Source organism: Pseudomonas sp. Marseille-P9899, from assembly GCF_903166565.1.
GTDB classification, from domain to species: Bacteria; Pseudomonadota; Gammaproteobacteria; order Pseudomonadales; family Pseudomonadaceae; genus Aquipseudomonas; species Aquipseudomonas huaxiensis.
In genome coordinates this window covers 430,997-452,536 of the sequence record NZ_CAESCG010000002.1, presented here as the reverse complement: position 1 = coordinate 452,536, position 21,540 = coordinate 430,997, and the positions used below count along the sequence as shown (strand labels likewise).

Annotated in this window: 23 protein-coding genes; 9 read left to right on the top strand and 14 right to left on the bottom strand. The window is 61.7% G+C overall.

Annotated elements, in window-relative coordinates; all coding sequences use genetic code 11:
* The first annotated feature begins 18 nt into the window (after positions 1–18).
* Both mprF and HWV67_RS11310 read left to right on the top strand, forming a co-directional pair.
* On the top strand, positions 19–2,658 hold the full coding sequence (mprF, locus tag HWV67_RS11315; RefSeq protein ID WP_175651285.1) for a bifunctional lysylphosphatidylglycerol flippase/synthetase MprF: 2,640 nt from the start codon (positions 19–21) through the stop codon (positions 2,656–2,658).
* Positions 2,658–3,953: a virulence factor family protein gene (locus tag HWV67_RS11310; RefSeq protein WP_175651284.1), complete on the top strand. Its 1,296-nt coding sequence runs from the start codon at positions 2,658–2,660 to the stop codon at positions 3,951–3,953. Before mprF ends, HWV67_RS11310 begins: the two co-directional genes overlap by 1 nt.
* A gap of 39 nt (positions 3,954–3,992) precedes the next feature.
* Here HWV67_RS11310 and HWV67_RS11305 read toward each other — a convergent pair whose 3' ends face one another.
* The gene (locus HWV67_RS11305; protein ID WP_095154022.1) at positions 3,993–5,891 is read right to left on the bottom strand and encodes a potassium transporter Kup; all 1,899 of its coding nucleotides are present in this window, start codon (positions 5,889–5,891) and stop codon (positions 3,993–3,995) included.
* A 267-nt stretch (positions 5,892–6,158) separates the two neighbouring features.
* Between HWV67_RS11305 and rimO the strand changes: the two genes are divergently transcribed.
* The 4 genes from rimO to tsaA all read left to right on the top strand — a co-directional run bounded on the left by rimO (position 6,159) and on the right by tsaA (position 9,540).
* On the top strand, positions 6,159–7,496 hold the full coding sequence (rimO, locus tag HWV67_RS11300) for a 30S ribosomal protein S12 methylthiotransferase RimO (protein ID WP_110968366.1): 1,338 nt from the start codon (positions 6,159–6,161) through the stop codon (positions 7,494–7,496).
* Positions 7,497–7,629: 133 nt separating this feature from the next.
* Positions 7,630–8,340: an rRNA pseudouridine synthase gene (locus HWV67_RS11295; RefSeq protein WP_175651283.1), complete on the top strand. Its 711-nt coding sequence runs from the start codon at positions 7,630–7,632 to the stop codon at positions 8,338–8,340.
* A gap of 41 nt (positions 8,341–8,381) precedes the next feature.
* Complete coding sequence (locus tag HWV67_RS11290; RefSeq protein ID WP_095154025.1) at positions 8,382–8,843, top strand: DUF1456 family protein; 462 nt, start codon at positions 8,382–8,384, stop codon at positions 8,841–8,843.
* A gap of 4 nt (positions 8,844–8,847) precedes the next feature.
* A complete protein-coding gene (tsaA, locus tag HWV67_RS11285) occupies positions 8,848–9,540 on the top strand; it encodes a tRNA (N6-threonylcarbamoyladenosine(37)-N6)-methyltransferase TrmO (protein WP_175651282.1) in 693 nt (230 codons plus the stop codon).
* A 68-nt stretch (positions 9,541–9,608) separates the two neighbouring features.
* On the opposite strand, the gene fpr is transcribed toward tsaA, so the two are convergent.
* Complete coding sequence (gene fpr, locus HWV67_RS11280; RefSeq protein WP_095154027.1) at positions 9,609–10,388, bottom strand: ferredoxin-NADP reductase; 780 nt, start codon at positions 10,386–10,388, stop codon at positions 9,609–9,611.
* A 120-nt stretch (positions 10,389–10,508) separates the two neighbouring features.
* Here fpr and HWV67_RS11275 point away from each other — a divergent pair, with 120 nt between their 5' ends.
* Entirely contained in the window at positions 10,509–11,435 is a 927-nt protein-coding gene (locus HWV67_RS11275) for a LysR family transcriptional regulator (protein WP_095154028.1), read from the top strand.
* On the opposite strand, the gene HWV67_RS11270 is transcribed toward HWV67_RS11275, so the two are convergent.
* From HWV67_RS11270 to HWV67_RS11260, 3 genes are all read right to left on the bottom strand, one after another.
* Complete coding sequence (locus HWV67_RS11270) at positions 11,432–11,794, bottom strand: diacylglycerol kinase (RefSeq protein ID WP_175651281.1); 363 nt, start codon at positions 11,792–11,794, stop codon at positions 11,432–11,434. The genes HWV67_RS11275 and HWV67_RS11270 overlap by 4 nt on opposite strands.
* A 76-nt stretch (positions 11,795–11,870) precedes the next feature.
* Positions 11,871–12,521: a response regulator transcription factor ErdR gene (gene erdR, locus HWV67_RS11265; protein ID WP_095154030.1), complete on the bottom strand. Its 651-nt coding sequence runs from the start codon at positions 12,519–12,521 to the stop codon at positions 11,871–11,873.
* A 250-nt stretch (positions 12,522–12,771) separates the two neighbouring features.
* Positions 12,772–13,482 carry a tRNA-uridine aminocarboxypropyltransferase gene (locus HWV67_RS11260; RefSeq protein ID WP_175651280.1) on the bottom strand — a complete coding sequence of 237 codons (711 nt, stop codon included), beginning with the start codon at positions 13,480–13,482 and terminating at the stop codon, positions 12,772–12,774.
* Positions 13,483–13,698: 216 nt separating this feature from the next.
* On the opposite strand from HWV67_RS11260, the gene HWV67_RS11255 reads away from it, so the two are divergent.
* Positions 13,699–14,121 carry a quorum-sensing-regulated virulence factor family protein gene (locus HWV67_RS11255; protein WP_095154032.1) on the top strand — a complete coding sequence of 141 codons (423 nt, stop codon included), beginning with the start codon at positions 13,699–13,701 and terminating at the stop codon, positions 14,119–14,121.
* Positions 14,122–14,131: 10 nt separating this feature from the next.
* On the opposite strand, the gene HWV67_RS11250 is transcribed toward HWV67_RS11255, so the two are convergent.
* The gene (locus HWV67_RS11250; RefSeq protein WP_175651279.1) at positions 14,132–14,341 is read right to left on the bottom strand and encodes a hypothetical protein; all 210 of its coding nucleotides are present in this window, start codon (positions 14,339–14,341) and stop codon (positions 14,132–14,134) included.
* Between the two features lie 410 nt (positions 14,342–14,751).
* Between HWV67_RS11250 and HWV67_RS11245 the strand changes: the two genes are divergently transcribed.
* A complete protein-coding gene (locus tag HWV67_RS11245) occupies positions 14,752–15,873 on the top strand; it encodes an LOG family protein (protein ID WP_175651278.1) in 1,122 nt (373 codons plus the stop codon).
* A 6-nt stretch (positions 15,874–15,879) separates the two neighbouring features.
* On the opposite strand, the gene recX is transcribed toward HWV67_RS11245, so the two are convergent.
* From recX to HWV67_RS11205, 8 genes are all read right to left on the bottom strand, one after another.
* Positions 15,880–16,347, bottom strand: a complete 468-nt coding sequence (gene recX / locus HWV67_RS11240; protein ID WP_095154035.1) for a recombination regulator RecX — start codon at positions 16,345–16,347, stop codon at positions 15,880–15,882.
* 10 nt (positions 16,348–16,357) lie between these two features.
* Complete coding sequence (gene recA / locus HWV67_RS11235; RefSeq protein ID WP_175651277.1) at positions 16,358–17,425, bottom strand: recombinase RecA; 1,068 nt, start codon at positions 17,423–17,425, stop codon at positions 16,358–16,360.
* A gap of 104 nt (positions 17,426–17,529) precedes the next feature.
* Entirely contained in the window at positions 17,530–18,012 is a 483-nt protein-coding gene (locus HWV67_RS11230; RefSeq protein WP_175651276.1) for a CinA family protein, read from the bottom strand.
* A 40-nt stretch (positions 18,013–18,052) separates the two neighbouring features.
* Positions 18,053–18,547, bottom strand: a complete 495-nt coding sequence (locus HWV67_RS11225) for a lysis system i-spanin subunit Rz (protein WP_371929296.1) — start codon at positions 18,545–18,547, stop codon at positions 18,053–18,055.
* The gene (locus HWV67_RS11220; RefSeq protein ID WP_110968356.1) at positions 18,544–19,095 is read right to left on the bottom strand and encodes a glycoside hydrolase family 19 protein; all 552 of its coding nucleotides are present in this window, start codon (positions 19,093–19,095) and stop codon (positions 18,544–18,546) included. Before HWV67_RS11220 ends, HWV67_RS11225 begins: the two co-directional genes overlap by 4 nt.
* Positions 19,092–20,147, bottom strand: a complete 1,056-nt coding sequence (locus HWV67_RS11215; protein WP_175651274.1) for a phage late control D family protein — start codon at positions 20,145–20,147, stop codon at positions 19,092–19,094. Before HWV67_RS11215 ends, HWV67_RS11220 begins: the two co-directional genes overlap by 4 nt.
* A gap of 62 nt (positions 20,148–20,209) precedes the next feature.
* Positions 20,210–20,416, bottom strand: a complete 207-nt coding sequence (locus tag HWV67_RS11210; RefSeq protein WP_175651273.1) for a tail protein X — start codon at positions 20,414–20,416, stop codon at positions 20,210–20,212.
* On the bottom strand, positions 20,391–21,236 hold the full coding sequence (locus tag HWV67_RS11205; RefSeq protein ID WP_175651272.1) for a phage tail protein: 846 nt from the start codon (positions 21,234–21,236) through the stop codon (positions 20,391–20,393). The genes HWV67_RS11210 and HWV67_RS11205 overlap by 26 nt, the downstream gene beginning before the upstream one ends.
* Between the last annotated feature and the right edge of the window lie 304 nt (positions 21,237–21,540).

Genomic DNA, 21,540 nt, shown 5'->3' with positions numbered 1-21,540 from the left:
CAATCCCCGAGGTGATTGATGCGCCCAACCGCTGAAGCTGAACCCCACGTGACTGCCGCCCAACCCATCGCACCCCATCGGCTGCGCTGGCTGGAGCTGTTGAGCAAGTATCGCCAGCCCATCGGCCTTGGGGTAACGCTGCTGCTATTCGGCGTTGCGCTGATCGCCTGTCGGCATCTGCTCAGTGAGCTGGATATCTACGCGCTGCACGATTCGCTGCTGAGCATTCCCGCACCCGCGCTGGGCGGAGCCTTCCTGGCCACCGTCGCGGGCTTCGTGATTCTGCTCGGCTACGAGTGGTCCGCCAGCCGCTTTGCCGGCGTCAAGCTACCCCCATCGAGCCTGGCCATGGGCGGCTTCTGCGCGTTCGCCATTGGTAATGCCATCGGGTTGTCGCTGCTGTCCGGTGGCTCGGTGCGCTATCGCCTGTACGCTCGTCAGGGTATCGGTGCCGCCGAAGTGGCGCGCATGACCCTGTTCGCCAGCCTGTCGCTGGGTTGCGCGCTGCCACCTCTGGCCGCACTGGCGACCCTGAGCGACCTGGCCTCCGCCTCATCGGCCCTGCGCTTGCCGCAAGCCCTGCTGGGCGGCATCGCCATTGCCGTTCTCGTCCTTAGCGCGGCCTTGGCCTACGGCCTGTATCGACGCCGCCTGCCAGAACAGCCCTACACCGACGTCCTGCTGACTCGCATCGGTCGCCGCACCCTGCGCCTGCCCGGCGCCCGCCTGACCCTGCTGCAACTGTTCATCACCGCACTGGACGTCGCCGCGGCCGCTACCGTGCTTTACCTGCTGTTGCCAGAAGCGCCGCCCTTTGGTGCATTCCTGCTGGTTTACCTGCTGGCGCTGGCCGCCGGCGTGCTGAGCCACGTCCCTGGTGGTGTCGGGGTATTCGAAGCGATTCTGCTGGCAGCCTTCGCCAATCAACTGGGTGCCGCGCCCCTTGCCGCCGCCTTGCTCTTGTACCGCCTGATCTACGTGTTGCTGCCAATGCTGGTGGCTTGCGTGGTGCTGCTTGTCAGCGAGGCCCGCCGGTTCATCTTTGCCCAGCAGGCCATCAAAGTCGCCTCGGGGCTGGCTGCTCCGGTGCTCGCGGTGCTGGTGTTCCTGTCCGGCGTCGTGCTGCTGTTTTCCGGCGCAACGCCGGAGATCGACACCCGCTTGGAACACCTCGGTTTCCTGATTCCTCATCGCTTGATCGACGCGTCCCACTTCATTGCCAGCCTGGTCGGCGTGCTCTGCCTGCTGCTCGCCCAAGGCCTGCGCCGGCGCCTGTCTGCGGCGTGGATTCTGACCACCGTTCTGTTGCTGGTGGGCGCCCTGCTGTCCCTGCTCAAAGGCTTCGACTGGGAAGAGGCCAGCCTGCTGACGCTTACCGCCTGCCTGCTGGCGGTGTTCCGTCGCTCGTTCTACCGCCCCAGCCGCTTGCTGGAGCTGCCGTTCTCGCCGGTTTACCTGGTTGCCAGCGCCTGCGTGGTCGGCGCTTCGATCTGGCTGCTGCTGTTCGCCTACCAGGATGTGCCTTACAGCAATCAACTCTGGTGGCAATTTACCCTCGATGCGGACGCCCCGCGTGGCCTGCGCTCGGCGCTGGGCAGCGCGGTACTGCTCGTGGTGGTCGCCCTGACCTGGCTGCTGCGCACCGCCCGGCCGGTGATCCATCTGCCCAATGAGGAAGAGCTGCAACGTGCCAACCGCATCCTGCTGGCGTCGGATCAGCCCGACGGCGGCCTGGCCCTGACCGGCGACAAGGCGCTGCTGTTCCACCCTGACGATGACGCCTTCCTGATGTACGCCCGCCGCGGCCGCAGCCTGGTTGCCCTGTATGACCCGATCGGGCCGGCGCAGCGCCGCGCCGAAATGATCTGGCAGTTCCGCGACCTCTGCGATATTCACCATGCCCGCCCGGTGTTCTATCAGGTCCGCGCCGAGAACCTGCCCTTCTATATGGACATCGGCCTGAGCGCGATCAAGCTGGGCGAGGAAGCCAGGGTCAACCTGCTGCGCTTCGACCTGGACGCCAAGGGCAAGGAAATGAAGGACCTGCGCTACACCTGGAACCGCGGCGGACGGGACGGCCTGAGCCTGGAAATCCATGAGCCCGGTCAGGCACCGCTGGAAGAACTGAAGCTCATTTCCGACGCCTGGCTGACAGGCAAGAACGTCCGAGAAAAAGGTTTCTCCCTCGGTCGCTTCAGCGAAGACTATCTGCAACACTTCCGCATCGCCCTGATCCGCTTCGAAGGCAAGCCGGTGGCATTCGCCAACCTGCTGGAGACCCACAGCCGCGAACTGGCCAGCCTCGACCTTATGCGCGCCCATCCCGACGCGCCGAAACTGACCATGGAATTCATGATGGTCGGTCTGATCCAACACTATAAACAGCATGGATATGCGCGCTTCAGCCTCGGCATGGTGCCCTTGTCGGGCCTGCAGCCACGACGCGGCGCACCACTGACCCAGCGCCTGGGTTCGATGGTGTTCCATCGCGGCGAGCAGCTCTACAACTTCCAGGGCCTGCGCCGCTTCAAAGACAAATTCCAGCCCGACTGGGAACCCCGTTACATGGCCGTCCCCGCCGGACTTGATCCGCTGGTGGCACTGGCCGACACTGCCGCCCTGATCGCGGGCGGTCTTACTGGATTGGTGAAACGCTGATGATTCGACGCTACTGGTTTTACCTGCTCGGTGCCCTGATGGTGGCGCTGCTCGCAGCCGCTATAGGCTTCTGGCTGTGGACGCGCCCAGCTCCAGAGGCTCATGTGGAACACCTGACCCTCAGCGATGGCAGCAGCCTGGTTCGCGCCACACCCGGCGCCCAGGCCAAAGCCCGCGTGGTCATCGCTTCGCCGCAAGACCAACTGTTGAGCGACAAGCAACTGCTGGACCTGAGCCAGAGCGGCGAAGCCCAACTGGTGCAGGTCACCCTGCCGCCCGCAGACTGCAACCTTCAACAGCAGGCACTGCAGCTGGCCCAGCAACAACTCAACGGCGCACCAACCCTGGTCGCCGGTATCGGCCCGGGGGCGAACCTCGCCTGGGACTGGCTCGCCGGACAGAAGGATGACAAGGCCCAGGCCATTTCCGTGGACTTCACCCTGGAACGCGCGGGCTGCAAGCTTCAATCAGCCACGTCCGCACCGCACGGCCACTGGAACGTGGCGTGGAACGACAACCCGGATGACGCCAGCGCCGCCTTCGTGCGCAACCAGGCCAATGCCGAAACCAGCATCAGCGACTACGACATCCATCTACCGCAGGTGCTCAAGGCACAGCTGACCCAGGCGCTGGTGGGCGAAGACGGCAATGCCATGAGCATTCCGGTTGTTGAAGTCCCGGCCGGCCAAACCACCGACACCGTGACCCTGTTCCTGTCCGGTGACGGCGGCTGGCGTGACCTGGACCGCGATGTCGCCGGCGAGATGGCCAAGCTGGGCTATCCGGTGGTCGGCATCGACACCCTGCGTTACTACTGGCAGCACAAGACGCCCGAGCAAAGCGCTGTCGATCTGTCGGAACTGATGCAGCACTACCGTCAGAAATGGGGCACCAAACGCTTCGTATTGACCGGTTACTCGTTCGGCGCCGACGTCCTGCCGGCGATCTACAACCGCCTGCCGGTCGAGGACCAGAAGCGTATCGACGCCGTCATCCTGCTGGCATTCGCCCGTAGCGGCAGTTTCGAGATCGAAGTGGAAGGCTGGCTCGGCAACGCCGGCAAAGAGGCCCCGACCGGGCCGGAAATGGCGAAGATGCCCGCCGGAAAAGTGCTCTGTGTTTACGGTGTGGAAGAGACCGACGAAAGCGGCTGCACCGACACCACCGCCGTAGGCGAGAAACTCAAGCTGCCGGGCGGCCATCACTTCGATGAGAACTACCCGGCGCTGGCACGCAAGCTGATTGGTGAAATCGAGAGCCGCCAGGGGAAGACCAGCGTGGCGGAGCAGAACTGAGATAAGTGTTGGCGGGGCCGGCTTACGGCCCCGCCTGGATCAAATCTCGACCTGTGTCCCCAACTCGATCACCCGGTTCAGCGGCAGGTTGAAGAATCGCAGGTTACCGTTGGCATTCTTCAGCAGGAACGCGAACAGGTTCCCGCGCCAACGCGCCATGCCTTCCAGGCGCGAGGCGATCACCGTCTCCCGGCTGAGGAAGTAGGTGGTGCGCATCGGGCTGAAATCCAGCTCTTCAAGGTGGCACAGCCTCAGGGCTGCCGGCACGTCCGGCTCGTCCATGAAGCCGAAGTGCAACAGCACCCGGAAGAACCCGTCGCCGTAAGCCTCGACTTCAAAGCGCTCCTGCTCCGGCACCCGCGGCCGATCCTCACTGACTACCGTCAACAACACCACCTGGCTATGCAGCACCTGGTTGTGCAGCAGGTTGTGCAACAGCGCGTGGGGCACGGCATCCGCCCGTGCAGTGAGGAACACTGCGGTGCCCTCGACCCGATGCGGCGGCTGCACGCGAATACTGCTGATGAAGATCGGCAGCGGCAACCCGCCTTCGTCGATGCGCTCGACAAGAATCTGCTTGCCGCGCTTCCAGGTGCTCATCAACAGCAGCAACACGCTCCCCGCCAATACCGGGAAGGCACCGCCCTGTAGCACCTTGGGCAGGTTGGCAGCGAAAAACAGCCCGTCGACAAACAGGAAGCCCAACAGGATCGGTACCGCCAGCAAAGGTGGCCATTTCCACAGCAACAGCATCACCGTCGAAACCAGCAGCGTGGTCATCAGCATGGTGCCAGTTACCGCAACGCCATAGGCCGCAGCCAGCGCACCGGAAGATTCGAAACCGATCACCAGCAACACCACGGCAACCATCAGCGTCCAGTTCACCGCGCCGATGTAGATCTGGCCCTGCTCGTCACTGGAGGTGTGCTGAATCTGCATTCGCGGAATATAGCCGAGCTGGATGGCCTGGCGGGTCAGGGAGAAGGCCCCGGAAATGACCGCCTGGGAGGCGATTACCGTGGCCAGGGTGGACAGCGCGATCAACGGCAGCAACGCCCAGCCCGGCGCCAGCAGATAGAACGGGTTGCGCGCCGCGTCGGGGTTCTGCAGCAGCAATCCGCCCTGACCGAAGTAATTGAGCACCAACGCCGGCAGCACCAGGGCAAACCAGGCGCGGGCAATCGGTTTACGGCCGAAGTGGCCCATGTCCGCATACAGCGCCTCGGCGCCCGTCAGCGCCAGCACCACCGCACCAAGGATCGCTACGCCCATGCCCGGATGGACAATGAAGAAGCGCACGGCCCAGACCGGATTGAACGCCTTGAGCACTTCCGGGCTTTGCGAAATGCCATGCAGGCCAAGGGCCGCGAGCACCAGAAACCAGGCCACCATGACCGGCCCGAAGAGGATGCCGATCTTCGCCGTACCGTGTTTCTGCACCAGAAACAACGCCACCAGTACGACCAGGGCGATTGGCACCACCCAGTGATCGATGCCGTCGAAGGCCAGCTCCATCCCTTCCACCGCCGACAGTACCGATACCGCCGGCGTGATCATGCTGTCACCGTAGAACAGCGCGGCGCCGATCAGGCCACAGACCACCATCATTGCCCGCAACTTCGGATACGGCGCCGACGCCCTCGCGGCCAGCGCCGTAAGCGCCATGATGCCGCCCTCGCCCTGGTTGTCGGCGCGCAGGATGAACGTCACGTACTTGATCGAAACCACCCAGATCAGCGACCAGGCGATCAGCGAGAGAATCCCCAACACACCATCATGGTTGACCGGCACCCCGTAACCGCCGGTAAAGACTTCCTTGAGCGTATAGAGCGGGCTGGTACCGATATCGCCGTAGACCACCCCGACAGCAGCTACCAGCAGGCCCAGCGATTTTGTTGCGCCATGCCCCGCCCCGGCTTCACTGTTAGCCTGAACCATCAACCACTCCCGCATGCAAGAACCGCAGACCGGTAAATTTCGCGCCAGACGCTATTATTTTTGCTGCTGGCTGAACCTTGGCGTCGGTGTCTGACATTGACACCAACGCAATGCCGCGAAGCATAGCGCAGCGTTCGTCGCTTTTCTGCTGGTCAAGCGCGTTGTCGCTCGCTAGAATTGCGCACTTTTTGACCAGAGGCGCCCCAGAGCGCCCAGCAGGGTTGCCCACCCTATCCCCGCGGCAACCCCTCTACACCGAGGTTAACCATGTCCACGACCGCTACTCCTTCCGTGCCAAAGGTAGGATTTGTCTCACTCGGGTGCCCGAAGGCTCTCGTTGATTCCGAGCGCATCCTGACCCAATTGCGCATGGAAGGTTACGAAGTCGTGCCTACCTATCAGGATGCTGATGTGGTGGTGGTCAACACCTGTGGCTTCATCGACTCGGCCAAGGCCGAATCCCTGGAAGTGATCGGCGAAGCCATCAAGGAAAACGGCAAGGTCATCGTCACCGGCTGCATGGGCGTCGAGGAAGGCAATATCCGTGACGTGCACCCGAGCGTATTGGCCGTTACCGGCCCGCAGCAGTACGAGCAGGTGGTCAACGCCGTGCACGAAGTCGTGCCGCCCCGTCAGGACCACAACCCGCTGATCGACCTGGTGCCGCCGCAAGGCGTCAAGCTGACCCCGCGTCACTACGCCTACCTGAAGATTTCCGAAGGCTGCAATCACAGCTGCAGCTTCTGCATCATCCCGTCGATGCGCGGCAAGCTGGTCAGCCGTCCGGTCGGCGAAGTACTGAGCGAAGCCGAGCGCCTGGTCAAGGCCGGCGTCAAGGAGATCCTGGTGATTTCCCAGGACACCAGCGCCTACGGTGTCGACGTCAAGTACAAGACCGACTTCTGGAACGGCCGCCCGGTCAAGACCCGCATGCTGGAGCTGTGTGAAGCCCTCAGCAGCCTGGGCGCCTGGGTCCGTCTGCACTATGTCTACCCGTACCCGAACGTCGATGACGTGATCCCGTTGATGGCCGCCGGCAAGATCCTGCCGTACCTCGACATCCCGTTCCAGCACGCCAGCCCGAAAGTGCTGAAGTCGATGAAACGCCCGGCGTTCGAAGACAAGACCCTGGCGCGGATCAAGAAATGGCGCGAACAGTGCCCGGAACTGATCATCCGCTCCACCTTCATCGTCGGCTTCCCCGGCGAGACCGAAGAAGACTTCCAGTACCTGCTGGACTGGCTCACCGAAGCACAGCTCGACCGCGTCGGCTGCTTCCAGTACTCGCCGGTGGAAGGCGCGCCCGCCAACGACCTGGGCCTGGACGAAGTCCCGGACGAGATCAAGCAGGCACGCTGGGACCGCTTCATGGAGCACCAGCAGGCGATCAGTACCGCGCGCCTGCAACTGCGCATCGGCCGGGAGATCGAAGTGCTGATCGACGAAGTCGAGGAGCAAGGTTCGGTCGGTCGCAGCTTCTTCGACGCACCGGAAATCGACGGTAACGTGTTCATCGATGGTGACCACGGCTTCAAGCCGGGCGACAAGGTCCGTTGCCGCGTGGTCGATGCCGACGAATACGACCTGTGGGCCGAGCCTATCTAAGGCACCCCGCGACGGTCAGCGCCCTCACAGGAACCCAAAGCCCCTCCACGGGGCTTTGTTTTTTCCGGACCGGTCGCATCTCCTCACGGGCGGTTACAATGACCGCCATTCCCTCGCACCACGGCCTCTGCTCATGTCTGAAACCACTCGTCTTTCCAAATGCCTCATCGCCCTCATCGGCTGTTCCCGCCGCGAGGCCGAGCTTTATATCGGCGGAGGCTGGGTCACAGTGGATGGCCAGGTCATCGATGAACCCCAATTCCAGGTCGACGGACAGACCGTCGCCCTGCTCCCCGGCGCCACCACCGAACCACTGGAAGCCGTCACCCTGCTGCTGCACCAGGAGGCCGGACAGGATTCGCAGAGTGGCTGCCTGAGCATGACCCCCGAGACCCTTTCCGAAGCCCACTCCGCAGGCCGCCGCGCACTGCGCGGGCATTTCGCCCGCCTGACCTGCCTCGCCGAGCTGCAACCAGGCGCCAGCGGACTCCAGGTGTACAGCCAGGACTGGCGGACCGTGCGCAAGGTCACGGTGGACCTCAATCGCCTGGAGCAGGAATGCGTGGTGGAAGTCAGCGGCCAGATCACCCAGCACGGCCTTGAGCGGCTGAACCGCGGTTTCAACTGGAAAGGCCACGAACTGCCGAAGATCAAGGCGAGCTGGCAGAACGAGACCCGCCTGCGCATGGTGTTGAAGAACCCCGCGTCCGGCCTGATCGACCTGCTCTGCCGCAGTGTCGGCCTGCAGGTGGTCAGCATGCGCCGCATCCGTGTAGGCGGCGTATCCATGAGCAAACTGCCAGCCGGGCAGTGGCGCTATCTGGACAGCAAAGAAAAATTCTAAGCCTCGCCACGCTGGCGAAGCTCCCGATCAGGACACTTCACATGATTCACAACGATGTACTGCGCAGCCTGCGCTACCTGCTGGACATTTCCGACACGAAAGTGGCCCAGATCACTCGCAGCAACGGCTTCAAGGTCAGCGACGCAGAGATTTCCAGCTACCTGAAAAAGGACGAGGACGAAGGCTTCGTCCACTGCCCGGATGAGGCGATGGCGCATTTCCTCGACGGCCTGGTGGTGTTCCGCCGCGGTCGTGATGAAAGTCGCCCCCCGCTGCCGATCGAGCTGCCAGTGAGCAACAACGTCATCCTGAAAAAGCTGCGGGTGGCGTTCGAGCTCAAGGAAGACGATATGCACGCCATCCTCAAGGCTGCTGACTTCCCAGTGTCCAAGCCGGAGCTGAGCGCCCTGTTCCGCAAGGTCGGGCACAACAACTACCGCCCTTGCGGCGACCAGTTGCTGCGCAACTTCCTCAAGGGTCTGACCCTGCGGATCCGTGGCTGAGCCCATGCACTACAACGTCTCGCCCGTCGGCTTCGTCCGCTCCTGTTTCAAGGAGAAGTTCGCCATCCCGCGTCAGCCTCAACTGGCGCCCGCGGCGCGGGGCGTGCTGGAACTGGTGCCGCCGTTCGATACCGGCGAGGCCGTGGCGGGCCTGGAGCAGAGCAGCCATGTGTGGCTACTGTTCCTGTTCCACCAGGCGCTGGAAGACAAACCGCGGCTGAAGGTGCGTCCGCCGCGGCTGGGCGGCAACACCTCGATGGGCGTCTTTGCCACCCGGGCCACTCACCGGCCCAATGGGATTGGCCAGTCAGTGGTCAGGCTGGAGAAAGTCGAGCCGGGCCGTCTTCTTCTTTCAGGCATCGACCTGCTGGACGGCACGCCAGTGCTGGATATCAAGCCCTACGTGCCGTATGCCGACAGCATCGCCGAGGCCAGCAACACCATGGCCAGCGCCCCGCCTGCTGCGATCGACGTGGAATGGAGCGAAAGCGCCCTGCCCCAGGCCCACAGCCATGCGCAGCGCCTCGGCGAGCCACTGGTGGAACTGATAGAACAGTGCCTGGCCCAGGATCCGCGCCCGGCCTATCAGGTGCCGCCCGCAGAGCGGGTGTATGGCGTGAAGTTCTGGGATGTGCAGGTGCGCTGGCACTACCCGCAGCCGGAGCGTATCCGGGTGCTGGAAGTGGTGACCGACTAGCTCCCGCTTTTCAACAGGCAAAAAAAAACGCAGGCCGCGCGGCCTGCGTTTTTCATGGTGCGTAACGCTTACTTCTCGACGAAGGCGCGCTCGATCAGGTAGTCGCCCGGCTCACGCATACGCGCGGAGATCTTCAGGCCGAAGCTGTCCAGCACTTCGCTGGTTTCGTCGAGCATGCTCGGGCTACCGCAGATCATCGCGCGGTCGTCCTGCGGGTTGATCGGTGGCAGACCGATGTCGCTGAACAGTTTTCCGCTGCGCATCAGGTCGGTCAGACGGCCCTGGTTCTCGAACGGCTCGCGGGTAACGGTTGGGTAGTAGATCAGTTTTTCGCGCAGCGCCTCGCCGAAGAACTCGTTCTGTGGCAGGTGCTCGGTGATGAACTCGCGGTAGGCGACTTCGTTCACGTAACGCACGCCGTGAACCAGGATCACTTTCTCGAAGCGCTCGTAGGTTTCAGGGTCCTGGATGACGCTCATGAACGGCGCCAGGCCAGTACCGGTGCTGAGCAGGTACAGGTGCTTGCCAGGATTCAGGTCGTCGAGCACCAGCGTGCCGGTAGGCTTTTTGCTGATGATGACTTCATCGCCTTCCTTCAGGTGCTGCAACTGCGAAGTCAGCGGACCATCCGGCACCTTGATGCTGAAGAACTCCAGATGCTCTTCCCAGTTCGGGCTGGCGATGGAGTAAGCGCGCATGAGCGGGCGGCCATTAGGCTGCTGCAGGCCGATCATCACGAACTGACCGTTCTCGAAGCGCAGGCCCGGGTCGCGGGTGCACTTGAAGCTGAACAGGGTGTCGTTCCAGTGGTGCACACTGAGGACACGTTCGTGGTTCATGTTGCTCATGTAGGGGGCTCCTGAAAAAAACGCAGCGCTAAACCGTGAGCGCGATTGCGCGATAGTTTAGTGCGGAGGACAATATCTGTTAACTGAATTATCAAGATATGTCTTATCGGTTATATAGATATGCGATTTACACTTCGTCAGCTTCAGGTCTTCGTGGCCGTTGCACAGCATCAAAGCGTGTCTCGCGCGGCCAATATCCTGGCCCTTTCGCAGTCGGCCGCCAGTACATCCATTACCGAACTCGAGCGGCAATCCAGTTGCCAATTGTTCGACCGCGCCGGCAAGCGCCTGAGCCTCAACGCCTTGGGCCATCAGTTGTTGCCCCAGGCGGTGGCGCTGCTCGACCAGGCCAAGGAAATCGAAGACCTGCTCAACGGCAAGTCCGGTTTCGGCTCGCTGGCGGTGGGCGCGACGCTGACCATCGGCAACTACCTGGCGACGCTGCTGATCGGCAGCTTCATGCAGGTTCACCCGGAAAGCCAGGTCAAACTGCATGTGCAGAACACTGCACATATCGTGCATCAGGTCGCTCATTACGAAATTGATCTGGGTCTAATCGAGGGTGACTGCAACCACCCGGACCTGGAAGTGCAGCCGTGGGTCGCGGACGAACTGGTGGTGTTCTGCGCCCCGCAGCATCCGCTGGCCCAGCGCGGCCAGGCCAGCCTCGAGGAACTGACCCGGGAAGCCTGGATTCTCCGCGAGGAAGGCTCCGGCACGCGACTGACCTTCGACCAGGCGATGCGTCATCACCGTTCGATTCTCAATATCCGCCTGGAGCTGGAGCACACCGAAGCCATCAAGCGCGCGGTGGAGTCCGGGCTTGGCATCGGCTGCATTTCCCGCCTCGCCCTGCGTGATGCCTTCCGCCGCGGCAGCCTGGTGGCGGTCGAAACGCCGGATCTGGACCTGGCGCGGCAGTTCTACTTCATCTGGCACAAGCAGAAGTATCAGACTTCAGCCATGCGAGAGTTCCTCGAACTGTGCCGGACCTTCACTGCGGGCGTAAAACGCAGCGACGAGATCGTGCTGCCGAGTATTGCCTAGAGGAGAATGACGCCCCAGATCACTCCGACCATGGTCAGCGCCACCAGTTGCGCGGCGCTGCCCATGTCCTTGGCGTTCTTCGACAGCGGGTGGCGATCGAGAGAAATACGGTCGATGGCAGCCTCTACCGCCGAATTGAGCAGTTCGACAATCAGCCCCAACAAGCAGACCGCGATCAGGATCGCCCGCTCGGCGCGACTGACATCCAGCCAGAACGCCAGTGGCACGAGGATCACGTTCAGCAGCACCAGCTGACGAAACGCCGCTTCGCCGGAAAATGCCGCACGCAATCCATCCAGGGAATAACCCGCAGCATTGAAGATACGTTTGAGGCCGGTCTGGCCCTTGAAAGGAGACATAGAGTGCCGTTCGAACTGTTGGGAAGCGGTGCAGGCTAGTACACCGCGGGTAAAAAAACCGTGAAGGCCAATGGCCTTATCCGGCCGAAACGGATTCAAGTTGTTGCAGAAGCAACGCTGCCTGGGTCCGCGTACGGACGCCGAGCTTGCGGAAAATAGCGGTGACATGCGCCTTGATGGTCGCCTCCGACACGCTCAGTTCGTACGCGATCTGCTTGTTCAGCAGCCCTTCACAGACCATGGTCAGCACCCGGAACTGCTGTGGCGTCAGGCTGGCCAGGCCTTCGCTGGCGGCCTTGGCCTCAGCGGAAACATCGACCTTCTCGAACGCCTGCGGCGGCCACCAGACCTCGCCGTCGAGCACCTTGCGCACCGCGTCCTGGATGGACTCCAGCGGGCTGGACTTGGGAATGAAGCCGCTGGCACCGAACTCGCGCGACTTGACCACGACGGAGGCTTCCTCCTGGGCCGAGACCATGACAACCGGGATCTGCGGGTACTGCCCACGCAGCAGCACAAGGCCCGAGAAGCCATAGGCACCAGGCATGTTCAGGTCGAGCAGCACCAGGTCCCAGTCGGATTTTTCAGTGAGGCGGGTTTCCAGTTCGGCGATGCTGGCAGCTTCCACCAGACGGATATCAGGCCCTAGCCCCAGGGTCACGGCCTGGCGCAAAGCGCTGCGAAAAAGAGGGTGGTCATCGGCAATCAGGATTTCGTATGTGGCCATCGATCTAATGATCCTGTTCTGTGCAGGTGCCGGGAGGGGCCGGAACCTGTCGGAGCAACTCAAGGCGACAGCAGCAATGCCGTACGCCAAAAAGGCACAGCGGGGCCAGTGAATACAGCATTCAAGCCCTCGACGTGCCCGAATCGGCGCCAAGGATGACGAGGCGGGACGGGGTGGTCAAGTTCGCCCCCGGCTCATTCTGGTGCCGACTCCATCATTATGAAGCAAAGCGTAACACTTGCCCCTTGGACTATAGGAAGGGCTTGAGGCGCTGATGGACGGCGTCGTCCAGATCCAGCGGCAATTGGAATTTGGCCCCCAGGTAGTGGGTGCTGAACACGTCGAGGTAAGCATCCAGCGCTTGCGCCGCGACCTGATCGCCTGCCAGCTCAAGGCACATCGCCGCCACTTCGGCGGTGCAGAAGTGGTCGTCACGCTTGGAACGGCGTAGCCGATAGCGGGAAATCTGCTCCGGTTGCAGGCTCAGCACCGGGAAGCGGTCCAGATACGGGCTCTTGCGAAACATCTTGCGCGCTTCGGTCCAGGTCGCATCCAGCAGGATGAACAGCGGACGCTTGCCCTCCCCCGGCTCGACACCGGTCACCACCCGTTGCGACTCGACAAACTCTCCCGGGAAGACGATGTAAGGCTGCCATTGCGGGTGGTCAAGCAGCGCCAGCAAGTCCTGTTCGACGACAGTGCGTTGCCAGCCGAATGCCGTGGTATCGGCAATCACATCGGCGATCAACCACCCTGTGTTGGTCGGCTTGAGGGGCTCGGTGTCGTGCATCAGCAGGCACACGGCCGACTCGGCGGCGGTCCGAGGACGCCAGGCGCACAGGCAGTACTCGGCGATTACCCGGCAATCCGCACAGCGCGGCGCCCGCGCACCACGAGCAACGAAGGGTTTGATACTGCGGGACAGGCGCTCAGTACGCAGGCGTGATACGGCGTGGCTCATGACGGGATACGGCGAGAACAGATGAGGGAAAGCACAGCGCAGACTCGGCGGGGCGAAAGGCGCAAAGTTTACGGCACAACGGCTTTGCCGTGCAGGGAATTGTCCTACTCCACTATAATCCCGCACCTATTGATGGCTGCCACTGCCTGCACCCGGTGAGGGAACACGGCGTGCGGATGCAGGTCAAAGCGCCAGTTACCGAATCTGGAGAAATGAATGCTGCGTTTTATCGCCCCTACCTTGGGCTTGCTGCTGGTCCTGCCTCTTGCCGCCAATGCCGCGTCCAAGCAGGAATACGAATTGACCCAAATGCTGGAGAAGGTTGCCCAGGACAGCAGCGTCGGTACCCCGCGTGCCATCAACGAAGACATTCTTGACCAGGGCTACACCGTCCACGGGCCGCAACTGATCAACCACCTCAGTGTGCGGGCAAGCCACGCTCAGCAGATGCGCGCCAACCCTGACAAAGTGCGTGATCAGTTGGGCTCCAGTGTTTGCAGCAATACCGGTTATCGCCAATTGCTGGCACGCGGCGCAGTGCTGACTTATCAGTTCACCGAGTACAAGACCAATCGCCCGGTAGCTACCGAGAACTTCAATGCACAGAGCTGTGGGCTCAATGGCAAGAAGAAAAAGTGATGGTGCCGCGCTACATCAAGCTACTGCTTTCGCGCCTTTGTTCCTCGTCGGCGCGCAACTCCGCTACCAGTGCCTGCAGGTAGCGAGAGCGCCGCTCTCCTCCTGAAAGCCTGCGCAGACATTCCTCTTCAAGGCTCAGGTTGTTGGCCTGGGCCGACCCTTGCAGAAGTCGAAACAACTGGCTGTCGATTTCAAGAATGACGCGTTGGACTCTTTGCATTAGCAGCCTCCCTGCGATGCACTCGTCGCTATTGATCAGTTAACCAGACAAGCCGGAAGATTGGATCCCATCTGACGAGCGGTCCCGTACTGATTGCGAAAGCGAATAAAACGATTATCTGTCATGACCTTATGCGCACATGTTGAACCAAGCGCAAACACACCGCAGGGTCTAGATTGATTACAAATACCTTTCATCTTTCGGACAGCGAAGGGTCGTCCGAGACGGTTGTGTTGCCAGGATGACAAGCAAAGGGATCGAAATCATTACTGCGACGAGACCTTTCAAGGTCCACTGCAACGCCGGGGCCATCCAGCCACGGCCTGCGCAGCCAGCGACTCAAGTAGTGTCGCGGCCAGGTCCCGATCCTGATCTGGTCTGAGGTTTTGCTGCAGAAAGGAGACGTTTGAATGCCTTACAAACCTAACGAGCTGCTCGCCAGCCACTTCAAGAATGAGGGAATCGACCTCGAACATATCGATCAGCAATTGAATCTGGTCGCTGCCAACAGCCCGAACCTGCCGCTGTACCGGGACATGATGCTCACCGTGTTGCGCATGGCCCACGACGATAGCAACCGCTGGAACGCCAAGATCACCCTCCAGGCCCTTCGCGAACTCGACCATGCCTTCCGCGTGCTGGAACAGTACAAAGGGCGACGCAAGGTAACAGTGTTCGGCTCGGCACGAACGCCGGTCGAACATCCAATCTACGCACTGGCCCGAGAACTGGGCGCGACCCTGGCCCGCTCCGATCTGATGGTCATCACCGGTGCCGGTGGCGGCATCATGGCCGCGGCGCATGAGGGCGCCGGCGTAGAACACAGCCTCGGCTTCAACATCACCCTGCCCTTCGAGCAACATGCCAACGCGACGGTCGACGGCACCGACAAGCTGCTGCCGTTCCACTTTTTCTTCATTCGCAAGCTGTTTTTCGTCAAGGAGGCCGATGCTCTGGTGCTCTGCCCTGGTGGCTTCGGCACGCTGGACGAAGCACTGGAAGTCCTGACGCTGATCCAGACCGGCAAGAGCCCGCTGGTTCCGGTGGTGTTGCTGGATGCGCCGGGAGGCAGCTTCTGGCAAGACGCGCTGAACTTCATCACCCGCCAACTGGAAGAGAACCGCTATATCCTGCCAAGCGACCTGAAACTGCTGCGCCTGGTGCACAGCGCCGATCAGGCAGTCGAGGAAATCAACCAGTTCTACCGCAACTACCACTCCAGCCGTTGGCTGAAAAACCAGTTCGTCCTGCGCATGCAGCATCCGTTGAGTGAAGCCGCGGTACAGGATATCGAGAACGGTTTTGCCGATCTGCGACTGAGCGGTAACTTCGTCCAGCACGCCTATACCGGCGAGGACCAGGACGATGTCCAGTTCAGCCACCTGCACCGACTTGTCTTTGCATTCAATGGCCGCGACCAGGGTCGGCTACGAGAGCTGGTGGACTTCATCAACCTGCCGGAAAACTGGGCCAACGCCCAACCGTCCTCACAAGTGACTCAGCGCGCGCGAGAACCGCTCAAGGTCACCTGAAACAGCTCAATCGTCCAGGCTTCGGCCGCTCAACAAGCGGCCGACCATCTCCATCGAAAAACCGCGATAGACCAGAAAACGGGTTTGCTTCGCTCGCTCCCGCGGGTCGGCTGGCAATTGCCCGGCAAACTTGCGCCGCCAGACATCGCTCAACTGCGACTGCCAGTCGATACCCGCCTCACGTAGCGCCTGCTCCACATCAGCCCGTGGCAGGCCACGCTGGGTCAGTTCTTCGCGGATACGCGCCGGGCCATAACCCGAACGACCACGGGAACTGATGAAACTTTCCAGATAACGGGATTCGCTTAGCAGCCCCTCATCCGCCAGGCGGTTGAGTTCGTGCTCGATCATTTCAGGAGAAGCACCGCGCTGGCGCAGCTTGCGCGCCAGCTCGGCACGACCGTGCTCGCGGCGTGCGAGCAGGTCCATAGCAGTCCGTCTTACGGCGACGGGGGTATCGAGTACGACGGACATAGGCGCGGGATCAGAAGTCGGCGTCAGCGTCGGCCAGGTCTTCAGCGGAAGCTTGCGCAGCAGCAGCTTTACCTGCGGCGTCAACAGCACCGGTGTTCAGCAGCTTGTCGCGAATCTGCTTCTCGAGGGCCGCACCGATTTCCGGGTTGTCCTGCAGGAACTTGGCGGAGTTGGCCTTGCCCTGACCGATCTTGCTACCTTGGTAGCTGTACCAGGCACCGGATTTCTCCAGGAACCCATGCAGCACACCCAGGTCGATGATTTCGCCGTTAAGGTAAATACCCTTGCCGTAGAGGATCTGGAATTCAGCCTGACGGAACGGAGGAGCAACCTTGTTCTTGACGATCTTGACGCGGGTTTCGCTACCAACCACTTCGTCGCCTTCCTTCACCGCGCCGGTACGGCGGATGTCGAGACGAACCGAAGCGTAGAACTTCAGGGCGTTACCACCGGTGGTGGTTTCCGGGCTACCGAACATCACACCGATCTTCATGCGGATCTGGTTGATGAAGATGACCAGGCAGTTGGCGTTCTTGATGTTACCGGTGATCTTGCGCAGCGCCTGGGACATCAGGCGAGCTTGCAGGCCGACGTGCATGTCGCCCATTTCGCCTTCGATCTCGGCCTTTGGCACCAGGGCTGCCACGGAGTCGACGATGATGACGTCAACGGCATTGGAGCGCACCAGCATGTCGGTGATTTCCAGGGCCTGCTCACCGGTGTCCGGCTGCGAGACCAGCAGGTCGTCGACATTGACGCCCAGCTTGCCAGCGTATTCAGGGTCCAGCGCGTGCTCGGCGTCGACGAAGGCGCAGGTGGCGCCCATTTTTTGCGCCTGGGCAATCACCGACAGGGTCAGCGTGGTTTTACCGGACGATTCCGGACCATAGATTTCAACGATACGGCCTCGTGGCAGGCCGCCGATGCCAAGGGCAATGTCCAGGCCCAGCGAGCCAGTGGAGATGGCTGGGATCGCCTGGCGCTCGTGATCGCCCATGCGCATGACCGCGCCTTTACCGAATTGACGTTCGATCTGACCCAGGGCCGCAGCCAAGGCACGCTTCTTGTTGTCGTCCATTGAAGTCCTCACGTAATCGATAGGGCCTGACGGCCAGAAACAACTGTATAAGTAGCCAGTATTATTCCACAGGGATTTATTTCCGCCTACCCCCGACTCGCGATTTACTCGGCTCCAAGATGTAACAAGCCCTCTAGCGCGGCGATTACCGTTTGTCGGCGTACCTGTTCGCGGTCTCCGTCGAAGTGCCAGCGCTCGCTGAAAACGCGTCCCGCGTCTCCCCAGGCCAGCCATACGGTGCCCACCGGTTTGGCCGCCGAACCGCCATCAGGTCCGGCCACGCCACTCACCGCCACGGCAAAACGTGCGCCGCTCGCCGCCTGGGCGCCACGGACCATCGCCTCGACCACTTCCTGGCTCACCGCGCCGACCTGACCGAACAGCACCTCCGGCACCTGCAACTGCCGGGTCTTCTGGGCATTGGAATAGGTCACGTAACCGGCCTCGAACCAGGCTGAACTGCCGGGGATGCGGGTGATGGCCTCGGCGATACCGCCGCCGGTACAGGATTCGGCGGTGGTCACTTGGGCATTGAAACGACGCAGATGTTCCCCCAGCCGGGCGGAAAGAGCGGTGATCGGGTCCATGGCAGGCTCCTTGGAAAAACTGGCGCCTACCCTACACCACTCAGAACGCCAGCGCCCGCACGTAAGCCTGACAGGCGCGCAGGGCGATCAGTCCTTCGTCACCGTCGGCGACGATGGCGACAATTCGTTGAGCATGCGCCGGGTCAAGTCGGGCTCGCGGGGGGTCATGAACCACGCCGCCGGCGCCGGAGGCGGCTGGCAAAGAGGGGGCGGCGTCACTGGCGATGAGGACTGACAACCGCAGATCAGCAGTAGCCAGCCGGTCACGCAGGCGTGCCTGAGCCTGTTGGGCATCGGTAAGCTCCTTGGAATGGGTCTGGTCGAGGGATCGCAAACGCTGTTCCAGCGCGAGCCGCTGTTGGCGCTCGTTCTGCAAACGCGCGTTGGCGACCTCCGCGAGTTGCTGGCGTTCACGGGCATAGTCGCCCTCCTGCACCGCCAGCCGTTGACCGTAGCGCCACGCCTGGACCTGCCAGGTCAGCGCCGCGACCGTCAGAAGCAACAGCCACAAACCGATGGAACGCCCCGCGCTCAACACAGCACCTCACGCGCACGCGCCCAGAGCTTCAGACGGTCCTCCAGACCATTGAGGCCGCCGTTGATATGCCGGGTAATGCGATTGAACTCGCCACGGTCCGCCAGTTGATTGAGCCCCCGCGAATGCCAGAACCAGGCCGCCGACTCAGCGGCCCACTGTGGTTCTTCGAGCATCTGCGGCTTCGCCAACAAGCGATCGTCCTCGAACAGCGCCATGCTGCACGCGCGGTAGTTGTTGCGCCCGGTGATCTGGATCAGGCCGCGGCCGCAATAACGCTGGCCATCGCCGTCCGGCTCGGGGGTGTTGCCCAGGCGCAGCGCCAGGCTGCCGGTATCGTAGCGGGCCAGGTACTGGTCGCTGCCCAGTTCCTTCACGTAGCGCAGTTGGCCGGACTCATGGCCGATCTGGGCGAGAAAGGCGGCGATGCGGCGTGGGGTGTCGATGCCCCAGTGCGCCATCGCGGCGTTCAGGGCAGGAACGAAAACGCCCGCTGTCGGGCGGGCGTTTGGGTAAATGCGGAAGAGTTCGGTTTCATTCAGATTCATTTCTGGCCCTCGCGCTGCTCGACCTTGAGCGGTTTGGTTTGACTGGACTTCTGGCTCTTCGCCTTGGCCTTGCCTTGTTTGCCGCCATTGCATTGCACGGAGGTCGTCCAGCCACTGTTGGTGAAGGTCTGGTTGACGCTTTCGATCAGGTACTCGCCATCGAGACCCTCTTTGAAACCGTGGGCAATGAGCATACGTTCAGCGAACAGATCAGTGCGTCCGGCCATTTCCAGTGAAAGACTGGCACTACCACGGTTGAGTGCCGCCACGCGCGCCTTGGCAGCCTGTTCGGCGGCGGGTTTGTTGGGATACAGATGCCGGTCGGTGTACACCGCTTCCTGGCTGTCGGGGGCGTCGCCATTCGGCACCTGGACCGTTTTCTGCTCCCCGCTCTTGCTGTCCTGGTGCCTGGCCTGCACCGCCTTGTGGGTGCCGCGATCCTCAAGCTGGAATCGCCAACTGCTAACTTCGCGAGGCTCAAGGGTGACCGTCCCAAGCGCCTTGCCACTCGCGCTTTGCCCACCCTGGCGCGGCAACACCAGCAAATTGCCATCGCCAACCTTGGCGGTGCAGTCGTACTGTCTTGCCAGGCGGGTGATGAAGTTGAGGTCCGATTCGTTAATCTGATCAACTCTCGGGATGCGTGTGGTTACCGTACATTGCGGCTGCCAGCCGTTGCGGGCAGCAAGGTCCTGGACGATTCGTTGCAGTGGCACATCTTCCCAGCTGCCACTTCGGATAGTCTTGCCAGTACCGCGCATATCGCTGGCCTTGCCACTGATATCCATGGTCGTCGGCGGTCCGGAGACGGTGATCTGGTCGACGACATAGCGCCCCAGACGCGTAAGCGTCTGTCCGGCGTACCCGAGGAACACCTCGACATGGGCGCCCCTGGTGGGCAATGCCAGGGCACCATCGCGGTCGTCAAGCTTCAACTCGAAATCATCGGACTCCATTCCCGATTTGTCCGAGGTACGCAACATCAGCAGCCGGTCATTGATCAGTGCGGTGATGTCCTTACCGTCGGCAACGATGCGAAACACAGGTTGCATGATTCAGGCTCCAGAAAAAGAAAGGCCCCGCACGTGGCGGGGCCTGAAGTACAAAGCACTTCTCAACTCCACAGCAATACCGTGGCATCGGCAGTAGCGGACCATACCGGCAGCCTGATCAGCACTCCGGCACGGAAAGGCTGAGCCTCATCGGCAAGCCCCTGGTTGGCATCGAGCACCGCTTCGACGCTGCCTTTCAAATGCCCGTAGTAATGCTGACAGAGGGTGTCGAGCAGATCCCCCTCAGACGTTCTGCATATCGTCGCCATAGTTCGTGAACTCCAGTGTAAAACCCTGCCGTCCCGGAATGCCGCCGGCCATCAGCGCATTTTGCTCTTCGCTGATATTGACCAGACACCAAGTGCCGAGCATTTCGCCGTAGCCGGTACTCAGGCTCAGCGGCTTGAGTTGCCTGGCGATGCTGCGCAAGCGCTGCAACTGACCCAGACCGCCCTTGAAATTCGGATAAATCGCTCCGCTGATGGTGACTCTGTCATCCCCCAGGCTGACTGCCTGCTGTGCCTTGCTGCGCGACAGACGCTCCTGACCATTCCAGTTGAAACCACTGCTGCGCTTGAGCTCGTGAAACGCCGCGGTATCAAGGTTGAAGTAAAACGCCTCCGACTCCGCTTGAAGCGGCTGAAGGATCAGCAGATGGGGATACGGCTTGACCGCCTCTTCCGGTGGCGTTGCCTGCGGTGCGAAACCGCTGGTGGGCACGATGGCACCCAGTGACGGGCTGATCCGACCGGCTACCCTATTGATCGCTGCGCTGGCTTTGTCCCAATGCTCGGAAAACTCGGCGACGCGCTCCTGAACGTGTACGACTTTTTCGACTGCATGGTCGTATCGGGCAAGAACCTTATTCACTTTCGCCTGGGCAACACCAATGGTACGCATGGTGCGCTGCAATTTGGCGCCGATCACCTCACCGACGACGGGCAAGGCCGTCAGTTCGGCGGCCGCTTCATTGATGTCGCCGACCGCACCATTCAAGGGCTCGAGCATGCCATCAACGTTGTGCCGTCCCGCTTCGCCTGCGGCCACCAACGAGCGCAGCCCGGACTGTAATTGTTTCATGTAGGCCATGAGAGTTCCTCAAGCGTTATAGGTGACTGCAGGGGAATCCCAATTCCGACCACCTCTGTTTGCCCGCTCAGCCAGATCGGAGAACATCCGCTGAATGGCGGGTGCCAGCATGCGTATCAGATCATCCGGATTGGTGATGTTGCCTTGGACATTGATGGGAATACTGGGAGACAAGGTGATGTTTTGCTGAGTTGGTACGGATGATGCGCTCGGCTGCACACCTCCAGCCGGAAGCGAAAGCGTGTTGAAAGAGGGTACGTCAGCCGGCAGGTTGGCAACCGCTCTACCACGTTCGGACACTACG

What these genes read in the sequence shown, in the direction of transcription:
- mprF (WP_175651285.1), top strand. Translation starts at nt 19, where the DNA reads ATGCGCCCAACCGCTGAAGCTGAACCCCACGTGACTGCCGCCCAACCC.
- HWV67_RS11310 (WP_175651284.1), top strand. Translation starts at nt 2,658, where the DNA reads ATGATTCGACGCTACTGGTTTTACCTGCTCGGTGCCCTGATGGTGGCG.
- HWV67_RS11305 (WP_095154022.1), bottom strand. Translation starts at nt 5,891, where the DNA reads ATGGTTCAGGCTAACAGTGAAGCCGGGGCGGGGCATGGCGCAACAAAA.
- rimO (WP_110968366.1), top strand. Translation starts at nt 6,159, where the DNA reads ATGTCCACGACCGCTACTCCTTCCGTGCCAAAGGTAGGATTTGTCTCA.
- HWV67_RS11295 (WP_175651283.1), top strand. Translation starts at nt 7,630, where the DNA reads ATGTCTGAAACCACTCGTCTTTCCAAATGCCTCATCGCCCTCATCGGC.
- HWV67_RS11290 (WP_095154025.1), top strand. Translation starts at nt 8,382, where the DNA reads ATGATTCACAACGATGTACTGCGCAGCCTGCGCTACCTGCTGGACATT.
- tsaA (WP_175651282.1), top strand. Translation starts at nt 8,848, where the DNA reads ATGCACTACAACGTCTCGCCCGTCGGCTTCGTCCGCTCCTGTTTCAAG.
- fpr (WP_095154027.1), bottom strand. Translation starts at nt 10,388, where the DNA reads ATGAGCAACATGAACCACGAACGTGTCCTCAGTGTGCACCACTGGAAC.
- HWV67_RS11275 (WP_095154028.1), top strand. Translation starts at nt 10,509, where the DNA reads ATGCGATTTACACTTCGTCAGCTTCAGGTCTTCGTGGCCGTTGCACAG.
- HWV67_RS11270 (WP_175651281.1), bottom strand. Translation starts at nt 11,794, where the DNA reads ATGTCTCCTTTCAAGGGCCAGACCGGCCTCAAACGTATCTTCAATGCT.
- erdR (WP_095154030.1), bottom strand. Translation starts at nt 12,521, where the DNA reads ATGGCCACATACGAAATCCTGATTGCCGATGACCACCCTCTTTTTCGC.
- HWV67_RS11260 (WP_175651280.1), bottom strand. Translation starts at nt 13,482, where the DNA reads ATGAGCCACGCCGTATCACGCCTGCGTACTGAGCGCCTGTCCCGCAGT.
- HWV67_RS11255 (WP_095154032.1), top strand. Translation starts at nt 13,699, where the DNA reads ATGCTGCGTTTTATCGCCCCTACCTTGGGCTTGCTGCTGGTCCTGCCT.
- HWV67_RS11250 (WP_175651279.1), bottom strand. Translation starts at nt 14,341, where the DNA reads ATGCAAAGAGTCCAACGCGTCATTCTTGAAATCGACAGCCAGTTGTTT.
- HWV67_RS11245 (WP_175651278.1), top strand. Translation starts at nt 14,752, where the DNA reads ATGCCTTACAAACCTAACGAGCTGCTCGCCAGCCACTTCAAGAATGAG.
- recX (WP_095154035.1), bottom strand. Translation starts at nt 16,347, where the DNA reads ATGTCCGTCGTACTCGATACCCCCGTCGCCGTAAGACGGACTGCTATG.
- recA (WP_175651277.1), bottom strand. Translation starts at nt 17,425, where the DNA reads ATGGACGACAACAAGAAGCGTGCCTTGGCTGCGGCCCTGGGTCAGATC.
- HWV67_RS11230 (WP_175651276.1), bottom strand. Translation starts at nt 18,012, where the DNA reads ATGGACCCGATCACCGCTCTTTCCGCCCGGCTGGGGGAACATCTGCGT.
- HWV67_RS11220 (WP_110968356.1), bottom strand. Translation starts at nt 19,095, where the DNA reads ATGAATCTGAATGAAACCGAACTCTTCCGCATTTACCCAAACGCCCGC.
- HWV67_RS11215 (WP_175651274.1), bottom strand. Translation starts at nt 20,147, where the DNA reads ATGCAACCTGTGTTTCGCATCGTTGCCGACGGTAAGGACATCACCGCA.
- HWV67_RS11210 (WP_175651273.1), bottom strand. Translation starts at nt 20,416, where the DNA reads ATGGCGACGATATGCAGAACGTCTGAGGGGGATCTGCTCGACACCCTC.
- HWV67_RS11205 (WP_175651272.1), bottom strand. Translation starts at nt 21,236, where the DNA reads ATGGCCTACATGAAACAATTACAGTCCGGGCTGCGCTCGTTGGTGGCC.